This is a genomic window from Streptosporangium oxazolinicum (genome assembly GCF_039537505.1).
In the GTDB taxonomy this organism is placed as follows: domain Bacteria; phylum Actinomycetota; class Actinomycetes; order Streptosporangiales; family Streptosporangiaceae; genus Streptosporangium; species Streptosporangium oxazolinicum.
Genome location: NZ_BAABAQ010000002.1, coordinates 409,884 through 427,238 on the forward strand (window position 1 = coordinate 409,884; position 17,355 = coordinate 427,238).

The window sequence follows — 17,355 nt, forward strand, 5'->3', positions numbered from 1 at the left end:
GGTGAGATCCCGCCGAATTAGTGCAGGTTCGCCCGGTTCATTCAACACGTCACGGTGGCACAACATTCCAGGTCCGGGCTCTAAGGTGGCCCAATGGAACCGAGCGCCCCCGCCGCCCCGGGCGACCCCACCGGCCTGACAGACAACACCACTACGGACACCCCGGGCGTGTCGGGGCGCCCCGTCGCGCCGGAAACCCCCGGAGGCACCGGGGCCGAGGCGCTCGTCGCGCGGGCGGGCGTCGACGGCAGGCGGCTGCGGAACGCACTCGCGATCCTGGGCGGCGGGCGCTGGTGGACGCTCGCCGACCTGGTCAGGGAGACCGCGACGTCACGGCGGACCATCGAGGCGCTGCTGCGCGAGGTGGACGGGGAGCTGGAGCGGTCCGGCGACCGCTTCAGGCTCCCGGCCCCTCCCGCCTGGCTGGATCCGGCCCGGCGAGAGAGGCGGGAGGACGGCTCCTCGCCGACCGGCCCGCGAGTGAACGGCCTCACACCGGCCGACCCTGGAACGACCGGTTTCACCCCGGCCGGACCGGGAGTGACCGGCCCCACACCGGCCGGACCGCGAGTGACCGATCCCACACCGGCCGGAGCGGGCGCGCGCCCCCTCGGGCCGGCGGATCCGGTGGCCCACCTGCTCCCCGGCCACGCGGACCTGGTCGCGCGCATGGACGAGCTGATCGCCAAGGCGCCCCGGGGCCGCCACACGCTGGACCACGTCGCCGCGACCGGCGAGACCGTGGTCAGGCGGGCGCTGCTGCTGGACGCCCGGTTCTGGCTGGACGGCCGCAGGCTGCTGTGCGTGGGCGACCACGACCTGACCTCGCTGGCCACCGCGATGCTGCACCCCGGCGTCGAGGTGACCGTCGTCGACGTCGACGAGCGCATCCTCGCCTACATCGCCGGCGAGGCCGACCGGCTCGGCCTCGCCGTACGAACCCGCTGGGCCGACCTGCGCCTGGGCCTGCCCGCCTCCGCACGGTCCTGGGCCGACCTGGCGATCACCGACCCTCCCTACACCCCCGAGGGCGTCGGGCTGTTCGTCGCCCGCTGCGCGGAGGGGCTGCGCGACCGCGAGCAGGGCCGGATCATGCTGGCGTACGGCGCCAGCGAGCGCACCCCGGCGCTCGCCCTCAAGGTTCAGCAGGCCCTGTCGCAGCTCAACCTCGTCAACGAGGCGATCTATCCCGACTTCAACCGCTACCTCGGCGCCGAGGCCATCGGCTCGGCCGCCGACCTGTACGTCCTGCGTCCCACGACGAGGACCTGGCCCGCCGCGGCCGCCCGCGCCGAGGCGCCCGGCACCGCCATCTACACGCAGGGCCCCCAGTCCGTGGAGTCGGCGGGCTCCCCCGCCGCCCCGGCCGCGGACTCCGGCGACGGGTTCGTCCCGGAGGTGCTGGTGGGCGACTGGCCCCGCGACGTGCTGCCCGAGGCTCCCAGGGCGCGCCTGACGACCTGGCTGGCCAAGCCCTACGCCAGCGACCCCGCCCGGGTGGCGATCTCCGTACCCGCCGGACTGGAGGCCGCGCTGCCCCGGCTGCTGCTGGCCACCCGCGCCGGGGAGGTCCGGGTCACGCTGGCGGCGGCCCCGAAGGACCTCCCCGCCGACCTGCTCGCCCCCGTCTACGCCCTCACCGCCGAGGGCGCCTCCGTCCGCGCCGTACGGGTGGCATCACCCGCCGGGAACGACGGGACCACAGACGCCGCGTCCACGATCCTGCGCCGCGTCCTGGACAACGCGCACGGCAAGCTCGCCAACACCTGGCGCGAGGCCCTGATCAGGGTCAGGGGAGACCTGACGAAGAGGCAGGCCAGGGCGGTCGTCACCGCCGTGGCCCCGTGGGCGGGCGACGTCACCGTCCTCGAACTGCCCGCCCACCGGCTGCTGGAGCTCCGGGCCGCGGTGGAGAGCTCCCTCAGCGCACCAGCCGACGCTGGATGACCAGGCCGAGGCCGTCCATCGCGACCTGCGGATAGGTGAGATCCACCCGGCTCCCCCGGACGACGGGGGCGACCCAGCTCACCGTGACGTAGTGCCCGAGGCCGCGGACCTGGGCCCAGCTGCGCGAGCCGTCGAAGCCGTCGGGCGTGTCGGGAGCGGGCCGGACGAAGCCGCCGCCCTTGAGCGCCGCCACGAGCCTGTCGGCGGCGGCGGAGTCGGCGAGGTTGAAAATCAGGAACTGGCCGGAGACCGCGCCGTCCTCGGTCTCGTAGCGGGCCCGCAGCACCTGCGTGCACCCGTCGAGCGCGTCCTCCGCGCTCCCCCAGACCGCTTCGGCGCAGTCGGTGAGGGTCTCGGTGGTCCTGAGCGCGAGACTGGTCGTGCCCGCCGACGCCGAGGGGCCGGGGAACATCTCCGCGACGGTGAGCGGCTGGGGATCGAGGGCGCGGGTCGCGATGGGCGCGTAGTGGGCCGTACCGACCTCCGCGCGCAGCACCGCGGCGCGCGGGGCGGGCTCGCTCCCGAACCACAGGAAGGCCCCCACCCCGGCGACCCCGGCCAGCACGACGACGATGATCCACTTGCGCATGAAAGAGAGCTTACTGTGACCGGCGGGCCACCCGGGGCTACTGGGCCGGGGCGGGTGCCGGGGAGGCGGCGACGATGCGGCGGAAGATCGCCTTTTCCGTGGCGCGGACCGTCAGGGACAGCGAGACGAAGTCGTCCCTCGGGCCCGGCTCCACCCCGTCGGCCCTGCCGAGCCAGACGAGGCCCGCGTAGTGCCCCATGGCGTGGCCGCTGGCCTCGGTGTGACCCGCGGCGGGGAAGGCGGCCCTGGACGCCTGGAGCGGCCGGACCCAGCCGCCCCGGTGCATGGTGGTCAGCGTGGTCACCAGCGCGTCGGCGGAGGCGGTGTCGCGGAGGTTGAACAGGGTGTACTGGGCGACGTAACGGCCGTCGGCGCTGGCGTACAGGCCCCTGGCCACCTGGGTGCACCCTCCCCGGGTGAGCAGGTCGGCGAGGCCCTGGCCCCAGACCGCGGCCACGCAGTCGGTCTCCAGCCGGGGACCGCCCGCCAGCCTCAGCGTGGTCCTGCCCTCCTTGAGGGTCTTGGGGAATAGTTCCTTGGCCGTCAGCGGCTTGGGGTCGGCCTTGCTCTCCGCGATCGGCGCGAACACCTTGGAGGAGGGCCATCCCTTGTAGACCTCGGGCCGGGGCTCGGTGCCGATGACCGAGGCGGTGACCTGCTCGGGCTCGAAGTCGTTGCCGATCGCGGAGATCGCGAAGGTGAGGGCGATCGCGGCGACCAGCACGCCCGCCAGCGATCCGAACACCACCACCAGCCGCTGCTGGGTCCGGGTCAGCCCCCACTCCTCCAGCTGGGGGATGCTCCAGGTCTGCGCCTTGGCAGAGGTACGGCGGCGCTTGCGCCCGGGGGTGGGGGGCGGGGTCGAGGTTGGGGGGGTCACAGTCCGGTTCCTCCCAGGAAGGTGCCCAGGGTGAAGGTCAGGCCGGCGGCGACCGCGCCGACGACGAGCTGGCGCAGCCCGCTGTACCACCAGCTGCGCGCGGTGACCCGGGAGACCAGCGCGCCCGCGCCGAACAGCGCCAGGCAGGAGATCACCGCCGAGGCCACCAGGCTGGTGACGCCGAGCAGGTACGGCAGGAGGGGCAGTAGCGCGCCCACGCCGAACGACAGGAACGAGGAGATCGCGGCGATCCTGGGCGAGGGCAGGTCGCGGAAGGTGACGCCGAGTTCGGCCTCGGTGTGGACCTCAAGGGCCCTGGCGGGGTCCATCGAGATCTGCCGGGCCACCTCGGCAGCCACGGCGGGATCGACCCCCCGCTCCTCGTAGAGCTTGGCGAGCTCCTCCAGCTCGGCCTCGGGGTGGCGTTCGAGCTCGCGCCGCTCGACGTCGATCTCGGCCAGGGCGAGCTCCCGCTGGCTGGCCACCGAGACGTACTCGCCACCGGCCATGGAGAACGCGCCCGCGGCCAGCCCCGCGGTGCCCGCGAGCAGGATCACCTTGGTGCTCGCGGCGCCACCGGCGACACCGGCGATCAGGGCGAAGTTGGAGACGAGGCCGTCCATCGCGCCGAACACCGAGGGCCGCAGCCAGCCGCCGTTGACGTCGCGGTGCCGGTGGTGCATCTCGGCGCGCCCCCCGGAGGTGTCCAAGCTCACCCTGGTCCTTCGGGCGGCAGGCCCCGGGGCTCGGCGCCGGGGGGAGACGACGGGCCTTCGGTCTCGGCCCCGGAGGAAAGACGCACCGGCGTGCCGGACGATCCGGCGGCGCGTCCGGGGTCCCGGGGCCTCGACCGTGGGAAGAACGTCAACGTCGTTCTTTCTCGCTTTCGGGAACGACCTTCGTCGCGCCCGTCTCGGGGAGATCGCCTCCCTCCGCACCCGAAGCGGTGCCGTCGGAGTCGGCGGCGGCGTCGGGGACGGTCCTGTCCGAGGCCGTGCTCTCCGATGCGGTGCCGCCCGGGACTGTCTTGTCCGAGGTGGCCTTGACCGGAGCGGCCTGGTCGGGCTCGGCCTTGGCCGGGACGGCCTCGTCGGACTCGGCCTTGACCGGAGCGGCCTTGTCCGATGCGGCGGCCGGAACCGCGCGGCCCGGCTCGTCCCCGGCCCGGTCGCTCTCCACCGGCTCGGCCTGGTCGGACGGGTGGGCCGGATCGACCGGGTCCCCGGCCTCGACCGGCCCCGCGGCGGCGAGCGTCGCCGAGGCGGGCCGCGCCGCGTCGTCCTGCCCGGCCTCGCCGTCGTTCTCGGTCTGGTCGGCCTGGTCGGACGGATGGGCCGGGTCGACGGAATCTCCCGCGCCGTCCCCCGGAGCCGCCGCGGCCAGGGTGGCGGCCCCCGCCGAGTCCACGTCCTCGTCCTCGTCCGCCCCCGGAGCGGTGGCCCCGTCCGCGAGGTCGGCGGGGTCGGCCGGCGAGGTGACCCGCTCCTCGCCGGTCTTGTTCCTGGTGTACCAGAAGTAGGCCATCGCCCCGACGAACAGGATGATCGAGGTCCACTGGTTCAGCCGCAGGCCGAGGATGTGGTGGGCGGTGTCGACCCGCAGGCCCTCGATCCAGAAGCGGCCCACGGTGTAGCCGGCGACGTAGAGCGCGAACAGGCGGCCGTGGCGGAGCATGTACTTGCGGCCGAGCCAGATGAGGACCAGCGCCAGGCCCAGGTCCCAGATCGACTCGTACAGGAACGCGGGGTGGTAGGTGTCCTCACCCGGCACCGTGCCCGGCCGGTCGGGGTCGATCTCCAGGCCCCACGGCAGGTCGGTGGGACTGCCGAACAGCTCCTGGTTGAAGTAGTTGCCCCAGCGGCCGATGGCCTGGGCCACCGCGATGCCGGGGGCGACGGTGTCGGCCACCGCGGTCAGGGAGATGCCCCGGCCGCGGCAGCCCAGCCAGACGCCCACGCCGCCGAGGGCGACGGCGCCCCAGATGCCCAGGCCACCGTTCCAGATGAACAGCGCCTCGATCGGCTCGTTGGGCGCGTCCGGCCCGAAGTAGAGCTGCCAGTCGGTGATGACGTGGTAGAGGCGTCCACCGACCAGGCCGAACGGCACGGCCCAGACGGCGAGATCCACGATCGTTCCAGGGGCACCGCCGCGGGCGCGCCAGCGGCGCTCACCGATGGCGACCGCGGCGACGACGCCGAGCACGATGCACAGTGCGTAGGCCCGGATGGGGACCACGCCGAAGAGATACCAGACCCCCTGGGAGGGGCTGGGAATCGAGGCGAGGGGCATGTCAGGTGACGTTACCGTGTCCCGGGCTACTTGGCGGCATCGAGAACGGCCTGGCGTAGCTCGGCCGGTTTGAAAGCCACATTGGTGTCCACCTCGGTGCCGTTGAGCTTCAGCGTCGGGGTGCCCGTGAGCTTCTGCGTCTCCAGGACCTTGGTGCTGTAGGCGAGGTGGTCGGCGGCCTTCGTCTGGCCGGTCACGCACGTGTCGAACCCGGGATCGGTCACCCCGGCGTCCTTGCCCCAGGCGATCAGGTCGGGGATCTTGAAGCCCTCCTCGGTCTCGGAGGGCTGCTCGTCGAACAGCTTGTCGTGGAACCTGCTCCAGGGGGCGCCTCCGGGGATGCAGCGGGAGGCCGCCCCCGCGCGCACGGAGTTGCCCCGGGTGATGCCCTTGTTGGTCTGCTCGTGGAAGATCGTGATCGGGTGGTAGACCACCTTGGCCTTGCCCTCGGCCGCCAGGTTCTTGATCGTGGGGCCGCTGGTCTCCTCGAGCGCCCGGCAGGCGGGGCACTGGAAGTCCTCGAAGACGTCCAGGACCGGCTTGTCCACGCCCGCCTTGGCCATGACCACCGAGCCGTCCGCGGCGACGGTGATCGGCGCGAGCTCGGCACCGACCAGCTCGGACCTGCTGCTCTGGGCGGCGAACCACCAGCCCGCCCCGACGGCGGCGATCGCGAGGACGGCGGCCGTTCCGATGGTCGCCATGCGCTTGCGCCTCTCCTTCAGCATCTGCTCTGCGCGCTGTGCCTTGATCCGATCACGCGCCGACTGGTCCCGCGCGGCCTTGCCCATCAGTCAGTCTCCTTTGCCTGGTGCTCCTCCTCGTCGTCACCGTCAAGGTCGTCGTACGGCTCCCGTCCCGGGGTGAGCCCCAGGGCGGAGTCCAGCGCGAAGCGGCCCGGAGGGAACCAGGCGACGAGCACGCCGAGTCCGAAGAGACCGAAGTCACGCAGGATGTCGATGAGGTAGTCGGGCTCCACCCCGGGCGCCAGCTGACCGCCGCCGCCGAAGCAGCCGCAGTCGATGCGCAGCCCGCGCGCCCACGCCGAAGCGATCCCGATGACGAACGCCAGCATGAGCAGTGCCGAGATGACACCCGCCGCCCGGGTGAGCAGCCCGACGACCAGCAACACCCCTACGACGATCTCCAGGATCGGCAGGCCGTAGCCGACCACCGTGGCGAGCGATTCAGGGAGCAGTTCGTATGCCTCGACCGCCTGAACCGAGAGCACCGGGGTGCCGATCTTGCCCCAACCCGCGACGATCAGCACGCCCGCCAGCACCAGCCGCGAGACGGTCGTTACCCAGGGTAGCGCCGAAATCACGATACGCGACCTATTGGGCGCGGGGTTATCAGAGGTCACGAGCACCATTCTCCTCTTCCAGGCCCTGGGCACGGACGTCTCCGGCGAACGCAAGGTATCCGAAGGAAACCTCATCACGGGCTGGATAAGCGTCGAATAAGCCTGCCTGACAGGTACGAAAACCGGGTGCGGCCCCCGTGACGGGGGCCGCACCCGGCGAAATCCTCAGCCTCGGACGCCCGCCGCCAGCTCGGCGCCCAGCTCGCGGACGGACGCCAGACCGGAGGTCTCGTCCGGGGCGTCCAGGACGCGGCGGATGAACGCCGACCCCACGATGACGCCGTCGGCGTACCCCGCGACCTCGGCGGCCTGCCGTCCGGTGCCGACGCCCAGGCCGACGCAGACCGGCAGGGAGGTGTGGAGGCGGGTGCGCTCGACCAGGCCCTGCGCGGCCGCGCCGACCGAGTCGCGGGCGCCGGTGACGCCCATCAGCGACGCCGCGTAGACGAAGCCGGTGCAGCTGTCGACGACGGCCTTGATGCGGGCCTCGGTGGAGCTGGGCGCGACCAGGAAGACCGTGTCGATCCCGGCCTCGGCGCTGGCCTTGCGCCAGGGGCCCGCCTCCTCGGGGGTGAGGTCGGGCGTGATGGTGCCCACCCCGCCCGCGTTCGCCAGGTCTCTGGCGAAGCGGTCGGCGCCGTAGCGGTCGATCGGGTTCCAGTACGTCATGACCAGGGTGGCGGCACCGGTGGCGGCCACGCCCTCGACCGTGCGGAGCACGTCGGCGATGCGGGTGCCGTTGGTCAGCGCCCGGTGGACGGCGTCCTGGATCGTCGGGCCGTCCATGAGGGGGTCCGAGTAGGGCAGGCCGATCTCGATCACGTCGCAGCCCGCCTCCACCATGGCGGTGGCGACGGCGATCGCGCCGTCCTTGCTGGGGAACCCAGCCGGCAGGTATCCGATGAGGGCGGCGCGGTCGTCCGCCTTCGCCTTGGCGAACACCGTCTGAAGAGTCATCATCGTTACTTCCGTTGCGGTTCGTCCCCTTCGGCCCACCGGAGAGGAGGCAAGTCGGCCGTCAGAGGGGTGTCAGAGGTTGAAGTACTTCATCGCGGTGCTCATGTCCTTGTCGCCCCGGCCGGAGAGGTTGACCAGGATCGTCGCCTCGGGGCCCATCTCCCGGCCGAGCTTGAGCGCTCCGGCGAGCGCGTGCGAGGACTCGATGGCGGGGATGATGCCCTCGGTACGGGCGAGCAGCGAGAAGGCGTCCATCGCCTCGGCGTCGGTGACGCCGTGGTAGGTGGCGCGGCCGCTGTCCTTGAGCCAGGCGTGCTCGGGGCCGACACCGGGATAGTCGAGCCCGGCCGAGATCGAGTGCGACTCGATCGTCTGGCCCTCGTCGTCCTGCAGCACGTAGGTGCGCGAGCCGTGCAGCACGCCGACGGAGCCCGCGGTGAGGGTGAGGGCGTGCTCGCCGCTCTCCAGGCCCCGGCCGCCCGCCTCGTAGCCGTGCAGCTGGACGTCCCGGTCGTCGAGGAAGGCGTGGAAGATGCCGATGGCGTTCGATCCCCCGCCGACGGCGGCGGCGACCGCGTCGGGCAGCCTGCCGGTGAGCTCCAGCATCTGGCGGCGGGCCTCGACGCCGATGATGCGCGCGAAGTCGCGGACGATCTCCGGGAACGGGTGCGGGCCGGCGATGGTGCCGAAGAGGTAGTGGGTGCTGTCGACGTTGGCGACCCAGTCGCGGAACGCCTCGTTGATGGCGTCCTTGAGGGTCTGGCTGCCGTTGTCGACCGGGACGACGGTGGCGCCGAGCAGCTTCATGCGGGCGACGTTGAGCGCCTGGCGCTCGCAGTCGACGGCCCCCATGTAGATCACGCACTCCAGGCCCATCAGGGCGGCGGCGGTCGCGGTGGCGACGCCGTGCTGTCCGGCACCGGTCTCGGCGATCACCCGCGTCTTGCCCAGGCGCCTGGTCAACAGGGCCTGGCCGAGCACATTGTTGATCTTGTGGGCGCCGGTGTGGGTCAGGTCCTCGCGCTTGAGGACGATCCGGGCGCCGCCCGCCTGCTCCGCGAAGCGGGGGACCTCGGTCAGCGTGGTCGGCCGCCCGGCGTAGGTGCGCAGCAGGTGGTCGAACTCCCGCACGAACGCCACGTCGTTCTTCGCCTTGTCGTACTCCGCCGCGACCTCGTCCAGCGCCGGGATGAGCGCCTCGGGCACGTAGCGCCCGCCGAAGACGCCGAACTTGCCGTGGACGTCCGGGTCGTCGCCGTGGGCGGCGTTGCCCGCGAGGTCGGCGGTGGTGATGACGGTTCCCTCGTGCGTTGTCACTGCTTACTGCCCCTCGGGTCGGGATGCGGGATGGGCACCGGCGGTGACCAGGTCGACCACGGCGGCCCGCGGGTCCTTGCCGGTCACCAGGCTCTCGCCGACCAGGACGGCGTCGGCGCCCGCCCTGGCGTAGGCGAGCAGGTCGTGGGGGCCGCGCACCCCCGACTCAGCGATCTTGATGACACCATCGGGGATCTTGGGGGCCAGCTTGGCGAACACCTCGCGGTCGACTTCAAGGGTCTTGAGGTCTCGCGCGTTGACACCGATGATCCTGGCCCCGGCGGCGAGCGCCCGGTCGAGCTCCTCCTCGGTGTGCACCTCGACCAGCGGGGTGAGCCCGATCGACTCGGCCCGCTCGATGAGCGAGACCAGCGCGTTCTGGTCGAGCGCCGCGACGATCAGCAGCGCCAGGTCGGCGCCGTAGGCGCGGGCCTCCCAGAGCTGGTACGAGGTGACGATGAAGTCCTTGCGCAGCACCGGGATGTCGACGACGGCGCGCACGGCGGCCAGGTCGTCGAGGCTGCCGCCGAAGCGGCGCCGCTCGGTGAGCACGCTGATGACGTGGGCGCCGCCCGACTCGTAGTCGCCGGCCAGCGCGGCGGGGTCGGCGATCGCGGCCAGGGCGCCCTTGGACGGGCTGGAACGCTTGACCTCGGCGATGACCGCCACCTGGTCGCCGCCCAGCGCCGCGTAGGCGTCGCGGGGAGTGGGTGCCCGCCCGGCCCGCTCCTTGAGCTCGGCCAGCGTCACCCTCTCCTGCCGCTCGGCCAGATCGGCGCGGACTCCTTCGAGGATTTCCTCAAGCACGCTCACTTGCCCTCCTCGCGAAGCTCCGGGGCCGGGTTCGCGAACGCCGCCGCATCCGTGGTTCGCTCGCTCCGCTCGCTCACGAGTAAGGCCCCTCCCGGTCGACTGCCCTTGTTCCGCCGATGCTATCGGCCCGGCCGGGGTCGCCCTGCCACGGGGTGAGACCTATCGGTGACTATGGGGCCAGGAATTCCCCAAAAGGAAGATTTCGCACTATCCAAAACGCGATCATCACGGCGAGCGCCGACCACACGTAGACCGGGCGGACGGATCTCCACGCCGGCGCGGCACCGGGCTCTCCGGTGGACCCGCCTCCTGACCAGGCACGCAGCGTCCACCGGCCCCACAGCAGGACCAGCGCCGGGATGAGGAGCACGACGAGCGGGTTGAGTCCCAGGGCCGTCGCGGGGTCTCCGTGGACGAGCGCGTACACCGTTCGCAGGCCGCCGCAGCCGGGACAGTAGAGGCCGGTGAGCAGGAGGAACGGGCAGGCCGGGTAGTGGCCGGGCTCGTTGGGGTTCACCGCGCCCACGAACGCGACCGCCGCGCCCGCCGCCAGCGCGACCCCGAGCGGCGCCAACACGGCCGCCACGCGCGAACCCGCGCTCCTCCCCGTCACCACGGCCCGTCAGCACCCCCCACCGATGGCCGGCTCTCCCCGGCCACCCTACTCACGCCGCCCCCGGCCCAAGTCTGGGATCCCATGGGTACGGGAATGTGCCGGGCGGGCCACCGTGGCGGGATCGGGGCCGGTCGAGGACCGCCCCGGACGCCCGTCCCCGCGTCAGACCCCCAGGGAGGCGCTGCCGACGATGGCGCCGACCGCGACCAGCCAGGCCAGCACCGCGAGCCAGCACAGGATGCCGAAGTAGGACAGGACCAGGCCCGCGATGGCCATGCCCCGCCCCTCCTCGCCCGTCCGCTTGATCTGTCCCAGCGAGATGTGGCCGAGCACCACGCCCACGATCGAGGTGAGACCGCAGATGAACAGCCCCGCGATGCCCATGATCAGCGCGGCGATCGCCATGCCGTTGTTGCCCCGTGGCGGCGGCGCGCCGTACCCGCCGTAGGGGTCGTAGCCGCCACCGGGCGGGCCGTAACCTCCGGGGCCGTACCCACCGGACGAACCGTAGCCCCCCGGGGAGCCGTAGCCGCCGCTCCCTGGGGACTTGCCATAGCCACCCGACTGATCGCCATAGCTCATGAATGACCCCCAATTATCCGAGTTGCGGGCGAAATCTTAGCGAAAACGCTCTCTCGGGGAGGGGTTCCGTACACGCTTGTGAGCGCGTTGTGAGCAAGTCGTGGCCGGAGGTGGCGGGAGTCAGCGCTCGCGAGGGTCCGGGTCGGCCGTCGGGTCGGTGCCCCTGTCGAGGGCGTCCCACAGGGCCCGCTCGCTGGGGACGCCCCCGGCGGGAGCGGGACCGGGAGCGGGAGCGGGAGCGCCCGCGCCACCGGGACCGGCCCCCTGCCGGTCGTACCGGCCGGACATGCCCGGCCAGCGCCCGCCGCGCAGGATCGCCGCCACTCCCCCGGCCAGCAGCAGAAGCCCTCCGGCGGAGGCGAGGAGCGGCCAGACGACAGCCGAGGTGACCTGCGGGGCGGTGCCCGCGGACATCGGCGCCTGCTCCGCGGAGATCCGCAGCGCGGCGCTCGCGCCGCTCCCCCACCAGGAACCGGCGATCATCCCGGCTCCGCCGAGCGCCAGCACCGCTCCGACGAGACGGCGCCACACGCCTGCCGTCGCGAGGACGGCGACCACCGCGGCGAGCGCCGCCCAGGCGGCGGGGCCGAGCGCGGGGGCGAGTTCGGCGGCGGGGACCGCCACCTCGCGGGTGTCGTACGTCACGGTGAACCAGTCGCGTCCCGTGGCGAGGAGCACGAGCGCGGCACCCGCCACGCAGACCGCCAGCCAGGTCCACAGCTCCCGCCTGGCCGTCACGCCCGGGTCACCGTCAGTTCGTCGGCGTCGAAGCAGGTCCGGTCTCCGGTGTGGCAGGCGGCGCCCACCTGGTCGACCCTCAGCAGGACGGTGTCGCCGTCGCAGTCGAGGGCGGCGGACTTGACGTGCTGGACGTGGCCGGAGGTGTCGCCCTTCACCCAGTAGGCCGCGCGGCTGCGCGACCAGTAGGTGGCCCTGCCGGTGGTGAGCGTGCGGTGCAGCGCCTCGTCGTCCATCCAGGCGAGCATGAGCACCTCGCCGGTGTCGTACTGCTGGACGACGGCGGGAACCAGCCCGTCGGCGGTGCGCTTCAGCCGGGCCGCGATGGCGGGGTCAAGGGACATGCGGCAATTGTGCCGCAGCCGGGGAGAGGGGTGGCGTCCGGCCCGGCCTCGCGAGCGGTCCGGGGGATTCCTCCGGACGCGCGGGCCGGGCCCAGGTTCCGCCGGGCACGCGGGCCGGGCCCAGGTGAGGAGGCCCGGCCGGTCGGCGGCTATGGTCAGCGGCCTCGGTCGTCGTCGAGCACGTCGGCGGCGTGGACGACGATCTTGGGGTCGGGGGTGCCGACGGTCTCGTGGTCCTTGTTCTCGTACTCGAACAGGTTCAGCAGGTGACGCATGGCCTCGATCCTGGCCCGCTTCTTGTCATTGCTCTTGATCACCGTCCACGGAGCCTCCTCCGTGTCGGTGTGGATGAACATGTCCTCCTTGGCGGCGGTGTAGTCCTCCCACTTGTCGAGCGACTCCAGGTCCATCGGCGACAGCTTCCACTGCCGCACCGGGTCGACCTGGCGGATCACGAACCGGGTGCGCTGCTCGGAGCTGGAGACAGAGAACCAGAACTTCACCAGGTGGATCCCGTCCCGGACGAGCATGCGCTCGAACTCGGGGGCCTGCTCCAGGAACTCCAGGTACTCCTCGGGGGTGCAGAAGCCCATCACCCGCTCGACCCCGGCGCGGTTGTACCAGGAGCGGTCGAAGAAGACCATCTCCCCGGCGGCGGGCAGGTGGGAGATGTAGCGCTGGAAGTACCACTGGGTGCTCTCGCGCTCGCTCGGCTTCTCCAGCGCCACCACGTTCGCGCCCCGGGGGTTGAGGTGCTCCATGAACCGCTTGATCGTGCCGCCCTTGCCCGCGGCGTCGCGCCCCTCGAAGAGGACGACGAGGCGACCGCCGGTGTCCTTGATCCAGTACTGGAGCTTGAGCAGCTCGATCTGGAGCAGCCGCTTGATCCGGTCGTACTCCGCCCGGCTCATCCGCTCGTCGTAGGGGTATTTCTCCCGCCAGGTGTCGACCGGACTGCCGTCCTGGCGGACCAGGACGGGGTCGTCGTCGTCATCGTCGTTGACCCGCAGGTCGGACAGCTCGTCGAGCAGGTCGCTGCGGTCTATCGCCGCGTGGACGTCCACCACGGGGAACTGGTTGCCCAAGGACTCCCCGCCAACCAACTCTGCCATCGGTCCCTTCCCTCGGACGGGCGTGGGGCCCGCCTCCGCCCTGCCTCTACCTCGCCCTGAGCAGGCTAATCCTTCCTGAACGCCCCTTTCTCCCGGGGGGCGATCCATCTCGACCAAAAACCTACTAAACCAGTAGGTCTTGACGGGATTATGAACCTGTGTTGAAGTGATGCCGTGCGCCCGCGACCCCGAGCCGGTGACGGGCGAGCACATCGCCCCTGCCACCCTCCCGTGTCGCTCCCCGTGTCGCCGCCGCCCCTCCGACGAGCCGTCGGCGGGGCGCGCGCCCACCCCCGCCCGGTACGACCAGCCAGAAAGGCCTCAGCCATGCCCGTCGAACTCTCAGACGCTGACGGCGGTGACACGCACGATCCCCCCGCGACCCTGACGGCCCCCGCCGCCCCCGTGAAGGCGCCGCCTCCGGCCAAGAACGGCCGGGGACGCGCGCACCACGGGTACGTGTGGAGCCGGGCGCGGCTCATCCCCGCGTCCGCCCCCGGCGGGCCCCGCGTGATCCGGGCCGCCGCTCCTCCCACGGGCGGCCCCCCCGGACGGCCCGGACGGCGCGCAGGCCGGTGAGCCCCCGCTGCGGGTGGTCACCACCCGCCATCCCGGACGGTGGGTGGCGGCCCTGGGCGTCGCGGTGCTGCTGGCCATGGCGGTCAGCGCGCTGGTCACCAACCCGGCCTGGGAGTGGGAGGTGGTCGGGGAGTATCTGTTCGCGCCCTCCGTGCTGCGGGCGGTCGTGTTCACCCTGGAGCTGACCGCGCTGGGAATCGTCTTCGGCTTCCTGCTCGGCACGGTCCTGGCGCTCATGCGGCTGTCGGGCAATCCGCTGCTCACCTCGGTGGCCTGGGGCTACATCGCTCTGTTCCGATCGATACCGCTCATCCTGCAGCTGCTGTTCTGGTACAACCTGGCCCTGCTGTACCCGAGGATCTCCTTCGGCGTGCCGTTCGGCCCGGCGTTCTTCGACGTCGGGACGATGGATCTGATCGGCCCGGTCACCGCCGCCGCGCTCGGTCTTGCCCTGCACCAGGCCGCCTACGCCGCGGAGATCGTCCGGGCGGGGCTGCTCTCGGTGGACCACGGCCAGCGCGAGGCCGCCTCGGCGCTGGGCATCCCCAGGACCAGGCAGCTGTTCCGGATCGTCCTGCCGCAGGCCATGCGCTCGATCGTGCCGACCGCCGGAAACGAGATCGTCGGCCTGGTCAAGGGCACCTCGGTCGTCTACATCATGGCCCTGCCCGAGCTCTTCTACCAGGTCCAGGTGATCTACAACCGCAACGGCAGGGTGATCGCCCTGCTGCTGGTGGCGACCATCTGGTACCTCGTGATGACCTCCGTGATGTCCGTCGCGCAGCACTACGTCGAGCGGCACTACGGCAAGGGCCGCGCATGAGCGCCGCGATGGTCGAGCTGCGCGGCGTGCGCAAGAGCTTCGGGCCGCTGGAGGTGCTGCGCGGTGTGGACCTGCGGGTCGCCCCGGGCGAGGTCACGGTGATCCTGGGCCCCTCGGGGTCGGGGAAGTCCACGCTCCTGCGTACCGTCAACCACCTGGAGAAGGTGGACAGCGGGTCGGTCAGCGTCGACGGCGAGCTGGTCGGCTACCGCAGGTCCGGCGACAGGCTGTACGAGCTGCCCGAGCGCGAGATCCTCCGGCAACGGACCAAGATCGGTTTCGTCTTCCAGAACTTCAACCTCTTCCCGCACCTGACCGTGCACCAGAACGTCACCGAGGCGCCCCTGTCGGCCCAGCGCAGGCCGAGGGCGGAGGTGGACGCGCTGGCGACCCGGCTGCTGGAGCGGGTCGGGCTCTCCGACAAGGCGCACTCCTACCCCCGCAAACTCTCCGGCGGCCAGCAGCAGCGGGTGGCCATCGCCCGCGCCCTGGCCCTGGAGCCCAAGGTCATCCTCTTCGACGAGCCGACGTCCGCGCTGGACCCGGAACTCGTCGGCGAGGTGCTCGACGTGGTGAAGGGCCTCGCCGGAAGCGGCACCACCATGATCGTCGTCACCCACGAGGTCGGCTTCGCCCGCGAGGTCGCCGACACCGTGGTCTTCATGGACGAGGGCCGGATCGTCGAGCGAGGCACCCCCGCCGAGGTGCTGGACGCCCCCCGGCACGAGCGCACCCGCCTCTTCCTCAGCAAGGTCCTCTGACCTCTCCCGAACCCCCACCCCACCCCACCCCACCCAGCAAGGATCGACATGTCGTTCATATCGCGGCTCGCCCCCGCCGTCGCCGCCCTGCCCCTCCTGCTCGCCGTCGCCTGCGGCGGTACCGGAACCTCCGCCGGAACGACGGACAGGGCAGAGGCCGCCCCGGCCTCGGCCCCGTCGGGAACCGGCGGGATAAAGATCAACACCTCGCCCGAGCAGAACCGCGTCCGCGCCGACAAGGTGGAGGCGATCGCCGCCAAGGTCCCCGAGGCGATCCGGTCCAAGGGGGCGCTCACCGCCGGGTTCAACGGCGAGGGCGCGCCGCCCCTGGTCTTCCTCGCCGACGACGACACCACCCTGGTCGGCGTGGAGACCGACCTCGCCCACCTGATCGCCGACGTGCTGGGCCTGCCGCTGAAGGAGGAGAACACCTCCTGGGAGAACCTGTTCCTCGCGGCCAAGTCCGGCAAGTACGACCTGGTGCTCAACAACGTCACGGTGACGGAGGAGCGCAAGGACATCTACGACTTCGCCACCTACCGGGTGGACCAGCTCGCCTGGCAGGTGGGCAGGGGCAGCCCGATCACCAAGATCGAGAAGGCCGCCGACATCGCCGGGCTGAACGTCTCCGTCGGATCCGGCACCAACCAGGAGAAGATCCTGCTGGAGTGGGACACGCAGAACCAGAAGGCCGGGCTCAAGGCCGCGAACATTCAGTACTACGAGAAGTACGGCGACGTCCTGCTCGCGCTGAAGTCCGGCCGCGTCCAGGCCTACCTGGGCCCGAACCCTCCCATCGCCTACCAGGTCGCGGTGGGCGGCGACAGCAGGATCGTCGGGACCCTCTCGGGCGGCGGGTCGGTCGAGGGCCTGATCGCGGTGATGACCCTGAAGGGCAACGGCCTGATCCAGCCGGTCAACGAGGCGATCAACACGCTCATCGAGAACGGCAAGTACGCCGAGGTGCTCGAACGCTGGGGCCTGGACAACGAGGCGCTGCCCACGTCGAGGATCAACCCGCCCGGCCTGCCCAGGCAGCCGAAGTGACGATCGACTCCGCGAGGCCCGCCGCCCCGGGCACCGAACGTCCCCTCCCCCCGGCACCGTACCCGTACCCGAAGCACCCCTCGGCCGAGCCCTTCGAGGTACGGTACGTGGCCGTCCGCGACCCCGCGGTCAGGCCGCTCCTGGAGGACCTGCACGCCGAGTACACCGGCCGCTACGGTCCCAACGACGAGATCGGCCGCTACCCCGACGAGCGGTTCACCCCCGAATACGGGGGCGCGTTCCTCATCCTCGTCGAGCGCGGGCGGACCGTCGCCGGGGGCGCGTTCTTCCGTCACGACGAGGAGACCGCCGAGCTCAAGCGGATCTGGACCCACCCCGGCCACCGCAGGCGCGGCCTGGGGGTCGCCGTGGTGCGGGAGCTGGAGCGGGAGGCCGCGCGGCAGGGCTACCGCAGGGTCTATCTGACCACGGGTCCCCGGCAGCCCGAGGCCGCCGGGCTGTATCTCTCGACCGGATACAGCCCGCTCTACGACCTGGCGGCCGACCCCGAGACGGTCGGCCCCCACCCCTTCGAGAAGACCATCGCCGCCCCGCCCCCGGGTTAGGGCCTGTTGTGTGGATCCTCGCCGTGGCGAGG

Annotated in this window: 19 protein-coding genes; 5 read left to right on the plus strand and 14 right to left on the minus strand. The window is 72.0% G+C overall.

The window, feature by feature from the left end; translation table 11 throughout:
• Nucleotides 1-93: 93 nt before the first annotated feature.
• The gene (locus ABD817_RS06805) at nt 94-1,947 is read left to right on the plus strand and encodes a bis-aminopropyl spermidine synthase family protein (protein ID WP_344916124.1); all 1,854 of its coding nucleotides are present in this window, start codon (nt 94-96) and stop codon (nt 1,945-1,947) included.
• Here the strand turns inward: ABD817_RS06805 and ABD817_RS06810 are convergent.
• The 14 genes from ABD817_RS06810 to ppk2 all read right to left on the minus strand — a co-directional run bounded on the left by ABD817_RS06810 (nt 1,922) and on the right by ppk2 (nt 13,547).
• Nucleotides 1,922-2,536, minus strand: a complete 615-nt coding sequence (locus ABD817_RS06810; protein WP_344916126.1) for a hypothetical protein — start codon at nt 2,534-2,536, stop codon at nt 1,922-1,924. The genes ABD817_RS06805 and ABD817_RS06810 overlap by 26 nt on opposite strands.
• A gap of 37 nt (nt 2,537-2,573) precedes the next feature.
• Nucleotides 2,574-3,416, minus strand: a complete 843-nt coding sequence (locus ABD817_RS06815; protein ID WP_344916128.1) for a hypothetical protein — start codon at nt 3,414-3,416, stop codon at nt 2,574-2,576.
• The gene (locus tag ABD817_RS06820; protein ID WP_344916130.1) at nt 3,413-4,132 is read right to left on the minus strand and encodes a VIT1/CCC1 transporter family protein; all 720 of its coding nucleotides are present in this window, start codon (nt 4,130-4,132) and stop codon (nt 3,413-3,415) included. Before ABD817_RS06820 ends, ABD817_RS06815 begins: the two co-directional genes overlap by 4 nt.
• Nucleotides 4,133-4,280: 148 nt before the next feature.
• On the minus strand, nt 4,281-5,705 hold the full coding sequence (gene lgt / locus ABD817_RS06825) for a prolipoprotein diacylglyceryl transferase (RefSeq protein ID WP_344916132.1): 1,425 nt from the start codon (nt 5,703-5,705) through the stop codon (nt 4,281-4,283).
• Nucleotides 5,706-5,731: 26 nt separating this feature from the next.
• Nucleotides 5,732-6,496 carry a DsbA family protein gene (locus tag ABD817_RS06830; RefSeq protein ID WP_344916134.1) on the minus strand — a complete coding sequence of 255 codons (765 nt, stop codon included), beginning with the start codon at nt 6,494-6,496 and terminating at the stop codon, nt 5,732-5,734.
• Nucleotides 6,496-7,029 (minus strand): MauE/DoxX family redox-associated membrane protein, encoded by a 534-nt coding sequence (locus tag ABD817_RS06835; protein ID WP_344916136.1) that lies wholly within the window; start codon nt 7,027-7,029, stop codon nt 6,496-6,498. Before ABD817_RS06835 ends, ABD817_RS06830 begins: the two co-directional genes overlap by 1 nt.
• Nucleotides 7,030-7,233: 204 nt before the next feature.
• Complete coding sequence (trpA, locus tag ABD817_RS06840; protein ID WP_344916138.1) at nt 7,234-8,028, minus strand: tryptophan synthase subunit alpha; 795 nt, start codon at nt 8,026-8,028, stop codon at nt 7,234-7,236.
• A gap of 69 nt (nt 8,029-8,097) precedes the next feature.
• Nucleotides 8,098-9,318 (minus strand): tryptophan synthase subunit beta, encoded by a 1,221-nt coding sequence (trpB, locus tag ABD817_RS06845; protein WP_344917213.1) that lies wholly within the window; start codon nt 9,316-9,318, stop codon nt 8,098-8,100.
• A 27-nt stretch (nt 9,319-9,345) separates the two neighbouring features.
• Nucleotides 9,346-10,155 (minus strand): indole-3-glycerol phosphate synthase TrpC, encoded by an 810-nt coding sequence (trpC, locus tag ABD817_RS06850; protein ID WP_344916140.1) that lies wholly within the window; start codon nt 10,153-10,155, stop codon nt 9,346-9,348.
• 169 nt (nt 10,156-10,324) lie between these two features.
• Nucleotides 10,325-10,741: a DUF2752 domain-containing protein gene (locus tag ABD817_RS06855; protein WP_344916142.1), complete on the minus strand. Its 417-nt coding sequence runs from the start codon at nt 10,739-10,741 to the stop codon at nt 10,325-10,327.
• A 192-nt stretch (nt 10,742-10,933) separates the two neighbouring features.
• On the minus strand, nt 10,934-11,353 hold the full coding sequence (locus tag ABD817_RS06860) for a DUF4190 domain-containing protein (protein WP_344916144.1): 420 nt from the start codon (nt 11,351-11,353) through the stop codon (nt 10,934-10,936).
• Nucleotides 11,354-11,473: 120 nt separating this feature from the next.
• Complete coding sequence (locus ABD817_RS06865; RefSeq protein WP_344916146.1) at nt 11,474-12,091, minus strand: TIGR02234 family membrane protein; 618 nt, start codon at nt 12,089-12,091, stop codon at nt 11,474-11,476.
• Nucleotides 12,088-12,435, minus strand: coding sequence for a phosphoribosyl-AMP cyclohydrolase (hisI, locus tag ABD817_RS06870; protein ID WP_344916148.1), 348 nt, complete (start codon nt 12,433-12,435; stop codon nt 12,088-12,090). Before hisI ends, ABD817_RS06865 begins: the two co-directional genes overlap by 4 nt.
• A 155-nt stretch (nt 12,436-12,590) precedes the next feature.
• Nucleotides 12,591-13,547: a polyphosphate kinase 2 gene (gene ppk2 / locus ABD817_RS06875; protein WP_344916150.1), complete on the minus strand. Its 957-nt coding sequence runs from the start codon at nt 13,545-13,547 to the stop codon at nt 12,591-12,593.
• Between the two features lie 592 nt (nt 13,548-14,139).
• Between ppk2 and ABD817_RS06880 the strand changes: the two genes are divergently transcribed.
• The 4 genes from ABD817_RS06880 to ABD817_RS06895 are packed head-to-tail and all read left to right on the plus strand — an operon-like array spanning nt 14,140 to nt 17,323.
• Nucleotides 14,140-14,949: an amino acid ABC transporter permease gene (locus tag ABD817_RS06880; RefSeq protein WP_344916151.1), complete on the plus strand. Its 810-nt coding sequence runs from the start codon at nt 14,140-14,142 to the stop codon at nt 14,947-14,949.
• Nucleotides 14,946-15,710 (plus strand): amino acid ABC transporter ATP-binding protein, encoded by a 765-nt coding sequence (locus ABD817_RS06885; protein ID WP_344916153.1) that lies wholly within the window; start codon nt 14,946-14,948, stop codon nt 15,708-15,710. Before ABD817_RS06880 ends, ABD817_RS06885 begins: the two co-directional genes overlap by 4 nt.
• Nucleotides 15,711-15,758: 48 nt before the next feature.
• Entirely contained in the window at nt 15,759-16,757 is a 999-nt protein-coding gene (locus ABD817_RS06890) for an ABC transporter substrate-binding protein (RefSeq protein ID WP_344916155.1), read from the plus strand.
• Nucleotides 16,754-17,323, plus strand: a complete 570-nt coding sequence (locus tag ABD817_RS06895) for a GNAT family N-acetyltransferase (RefSeq protein WP_344916157.1) — start codon at nt 16,754-16,756, stop codon at nt 17,321-17,323. The genes ABD817_RS06890 and ABD817_RS06895 overlap by 4 nt, the downstream gene beginning before the upstream one ends.
• Nucleotides 17,324-17,355 lie beyond the last annotated feature (32 nt).

Bases quoted from the DNA above. Each gene is read 5' to 3' on its own strand.
- lgt (WP_344916132.1), bottom strand. From the start codon at position 5,705: ATGCCCCTCGCCTCGATTCCCAGCCCCTCCCAGGGGGTCTGGTATCTC.
- ABD817_RS06810 (WP_344916126.1), bottom strand. From the start codon at position 2,536: ATGCGCAAGTGGATCATCGTCGTCGTGCTGGCCGGGGTCGCCGGGGTG.
- ABD817_RS06890 (WP_344916155.1), top strand. From the start codon at position 15,759: ATGTCGTTCATATCGCGGCTCGCCCCCGCCGTCGCCGCCCTGCCCCTC.
- trpA (WP_344916138.1), bottom strand. From the start codon at position 8,028: ATGATGACTCTTCAGACGGTGTTCGCCAAGGCGAAGGCGGACGACCGC.
- ABD817_RS06860 (WP_344916144.1), bottom strand. From the start codon at position 11,353: ATGAGCTATGGCGATCAGTCGGGTGGCTATGGCAAGTCCCCAGGGAGC.
- ABD817_RS06885 (WP_344916153.1), top strand. From the start codon at position 14,946: ATGAGCGCCGCGATGGTCGAGCTGCGCGGCGTGCGCAAGAGCTTCGGG.
- ABD817_RS06830 (WP_344916134.1), bottom strand. From the start codon at position 6,496: ATGGGCAAGGCCGCGCGGGACCAGTCGGCGCGTGATCGGATCAAGGCA.
- ABD817_RS06805 (WP_344916124.1), top strand. From the start codon at position 94: ATGGAACCGAGCGCCCCCGCCGCCCCGGGCGACCCCACCGGCCTGACA.
- ppk2 (WP_344916150.1), bottom strand. From the start codon at position 13,547: ATGGCAGAGTTGGTTGGCGGGGAGTCCTTGGGCAACCAGTTCCCCGTG.
- hisI (WP_344916148.1), bottom strand. From the start codon at position 12,435: ATGTCCCTTGACCCCGCCATCGCGGCCCGGCTGAAGCGCACCGCCGAC.